This is a genomic window from uncultured Campylobacter sp., assembly GCF_938045775.1.
GTDB lineage: Bacteria > Campylobacterota > Campylobacteria > Campylobacterales > Campylobacteraceae > Campylobacter_B.
In genome coordinates, this window is record NZ_CALIBH010000128.1 from 1 (window position 1) to 3,058 (window position 3,058).

3 protein-coding genes are annotated in these 3,058 nt (G+C 43.5%); 1 reads left to right on the forward strand and 2 read right to left on the reverse strand.

What is annotated here, in order from left to right:
- The first annotated feature begins 133 nt into the window (after positions 1-133).
- Positions 134-1,141, forward strand: a complete 1,008-nt coding sequence (locus Q0238_RS04955) for a hypothetical protein (protein ID WP_297943458.1) — start codon at positions 134-136, stop codon at positions 1,139-1,141.
- A 125-nt stretch (positions 1,142-1,266) separates the two neighbouring features.
- On the opposite strand, the gene Q0238_RS04960 is transcribed toward Q0238_RS04955, so the two are convergent.
- Entirely contained in the window at positions 1,267-1,767 is a 501-nt protein-coding gene (locus Q0238_RS04960; RefSeq protein WP_297943460.1) for a threonine/serine exporter family protein, read from the reverse strand.
- A complete protein-coding gene (locus tag Q0238_RS04965; protein WP_297943462.1) occupies positions 1,760-2,524 on the reverse strand; it encodes a threonine/serine exporter family protein in 765 nt (254 codons plus the stop codon). The genes Q0238_RS04960 and Q0238_RS04965 overlap by 8 nt, the downstream gene beginning before the upstream one ends.
- Positions 2,525-3,058 lie beyond the last annotated feature (534 nt).

Genomic DNA, 3,058 nt, shown 5'->3' on the forward strand with positions numbered 1-3,058 from the left:
TCTACGAATCATTGAGATGAAATTTGCCGAAGCGGATCAAGAAAAGCCCTGATTTAACGATATTGAGGCATACTAAAATTATCGCGGATTAAGTCTATGTGAGGTATATTGCGGAAAATTTTAGGAGCGAAATTTGAAAACGAGATATTATCTGTGCTTGGTCTGCATCATAATAATATGCGCTTTGTGCGCGATACTTTCGATTATCGCGGAATATAAATACCCAAATTCAGCCGAAAAAATTGAAACCGATCCATATAAATGGGTATGCAATCTAGATGGCAATCTTACCGATATACAGCTTAAAGATAGAGCGTTAAAGTGTATGCTTAAAAAGATGCATGAAAGCGAAAACTTTTCTAAAGAAAAAATCGCTAAAAAAATAGATGATATCCGAATGAAATATAAAAATCTTCACATCGAAGAAGATATTGAAGATCTAGAATTAAAAGATTATTTAACACGCGTCCATAGTAAATGTCATGGGGATAAACGCCCCGATGATAAATGCGAATTTTACAAGATAGATAAAAGGCTAAATTTAGATTATCTTATGGATTTGGGCTCAAAAATTTGTAGAAACGGCAAAGCGATACAAGATGCCGAGACCTATATAGATAAAGAAATTTTTAAAACCGAAGTCGTATATCCTTGGGAAGATAAGGAAAGTTTGGTTTTAGAAAACGGGGATCTAAGATACAATCTATATTTTGCTAGCGAAAGCGACATGAATAAAGCAATAATAAATTATGGAGTTTATAAGTATAAGATAGATCTACAAGATCCAAATATAGATATTAATAATATCGAAGCATCGCTCATAATCCCTATAAATTTATTATTTCTTAATTTATATAAACCACTTAATGGTGAAGAAAATGGAAATTTTAAAAATAATTTGGAAGAATTTTGCATGACTTATAAAATTTATGAAAATAGCGATATAGACACTAGCCGCCCATTCAATAAAATAGCTTTCAAATATAGAGATAATTATGCGACATATGATTTTTATATCATATTGATAGATAAGAGCTTTAAATATATCTTGGGCTACAGAAATATGCTTTTGAGTTATATGGGATATTACTACGACGAAAAAGAGAAAACAATAAAGCAAATATCGAATAATGAGCGATAAATGGCGAATATAACTAAATTTTACCTTCGCAGAAAGGGCGGTAAATTTATAAAATTTTACCTCGCTAGCTAAGATGATAAATTTAAATTTACCCGTCGCGTCTGCTTAAAATTTCTTATTTAGCGCTATTTGCCTCTTGCGCCGCGAGTGATCATCAAGGACTGCTCGTAGAAAATTAGCAGCGTTATTGAGACGCCCGTGCCTAGCGCCAGTGAGATCGAGATCGTGGCGAGGGCGTTATCGAAAAACGAGATGAGGTGGGCGAGTTTATGCTCTGCGCCCGCGGCTCTGATATAAGAAAACAGCGCCAAAACCGCCTTGTAGGCGTAGATGCCAGGTATCATCGGAAGCAGCGCAGGAAAGGCGATAATCTCTGCGGGCACCTTGAGGCGCTTGGCGCAAAGCATCCCTAAAACGCCGATCAGAAACGACGCAAAAAGCGTCGCGGCGGCGATTGAGAAAATTTGACTTTGGATCAGCAGGAACCTGCACGAATGCGCAACCGCTGCAAGCAGTGCCGAGAAAATGAGCGTCTTTTTAGGCGGCATGCACGCATACGCAAACCCCAGCCCCGCCGCAGCGGCAAAGCAAGCATCCTTAAATACCGAAAACGCGAGATCAAACATTTACGAGCCCCAAATTTGAGATGCTAAGCGTCAGAAAGAGCCCGATTGCGATGCAGATGATCAAAAGCCCTGTGTTTAGCCCTCTGCTGATGCCTACGAGCATATTTTCGTTTAGGATGTCAAATACCGAGTTGATCAGCCAGACGCCGGGGATCAAAAAGAGTATGCTCGATCCCACGGCGACGTCGGGCGTGGCGCTAAGCCCGTAGCGAGCGCCTAGCGAGACGATGAAGGAGACTGCGAACGAAACCGCGATGTATTGGACTTTTAGGTTGATTTTGAATCTGCTAAGCAGATGGCGGGCGCAAATTCCAAAAGCCGTAGCCGCAAAAACTAACGCCATCGCGCCGCCATCACCGCCAAAAAGCTCGCAGAATGCGGCATTTGCGACGCTTAGCAAAACAAGAGTTTTGGCAAAGCTTTTCTTCTGCGAGGCTAAAATTTCGGCAAATGAGGCTCTGGCGCGCGCAAGGGGGATTTTTTCGTCGTAAATTTCCCAGCTAAGCGCGCTTAGCTCCGAGATCAGATCGAAGCTAATCCGCGCCGCAGCGCCCGTTTTGACGTAGGTGCGGCGGATGGAGTTGTCCGCGGGGTCCATCACGCTGATGATGAAGTGGCGCACGAAGATCATCAGGCTCGCCTCATAGTCGTAAGCGTCCGCTATCCTGCGCACGCAGCGCTCTATACGCGCGGTGTAAGTGCCGATACTAAGCATCTTGGCGGTGTATTCGCTAAGAAAATTGGTGAGCTCTTGGATCTGCGGCCTCGCCGCCTCTGCTTCTTTTGCTGTCGCCGCTCCTGCTGACGTTGTTTTTGCCGTTGCGGTAGTGTTTCGTGTTCTTTCCACGCCTGCCTCTGCCGCCTCAATATCGTTTTGCGCTGTCTCCGAGGCTGTCACGGCTTCTGTTTTTACAGCGCCCGCCGCCGTCTTTGATGCTGCTTCGGCGTCCGTTGCAGCGGTAAAATTTTGATTGTTTAAATTTGGCGTCGTTTTGGAATTTGAGTTATCTAAATTTAGCGCCGAGGCGGAATTTTGCTCGCTTAAATTTAACGCCGCCGCAGAGCTTTCATCGCTCAAATTTGAAGTGGCGCAATTCTGCTCTTTTAAAGAATTTTGCTCATCTAAATTTAAATCGCAGCCTGAATTCTGTCCGCTTAAATTTAAACTTTCGGCGTCCTCGCAAGATCCGCTAAATTTAGAATTTTCCCCGCTCACGGCTTCACCTCAGACTTATGAGATCGAGCGGGTTGATGTGGTAGTTCTGCTGCGTCACTTCAAAGGTCAGATCCG

Excerpts from the sequence above, each read along its gene's own strand:
- Q0238_RS04960 (WP_297943460.1), bottom strand. The coding sequence starts at position 1,767 with ATGTTTGATCTCGCGTTTTCGGTATTTAAGGATGCTTGCTTTGCCGCT.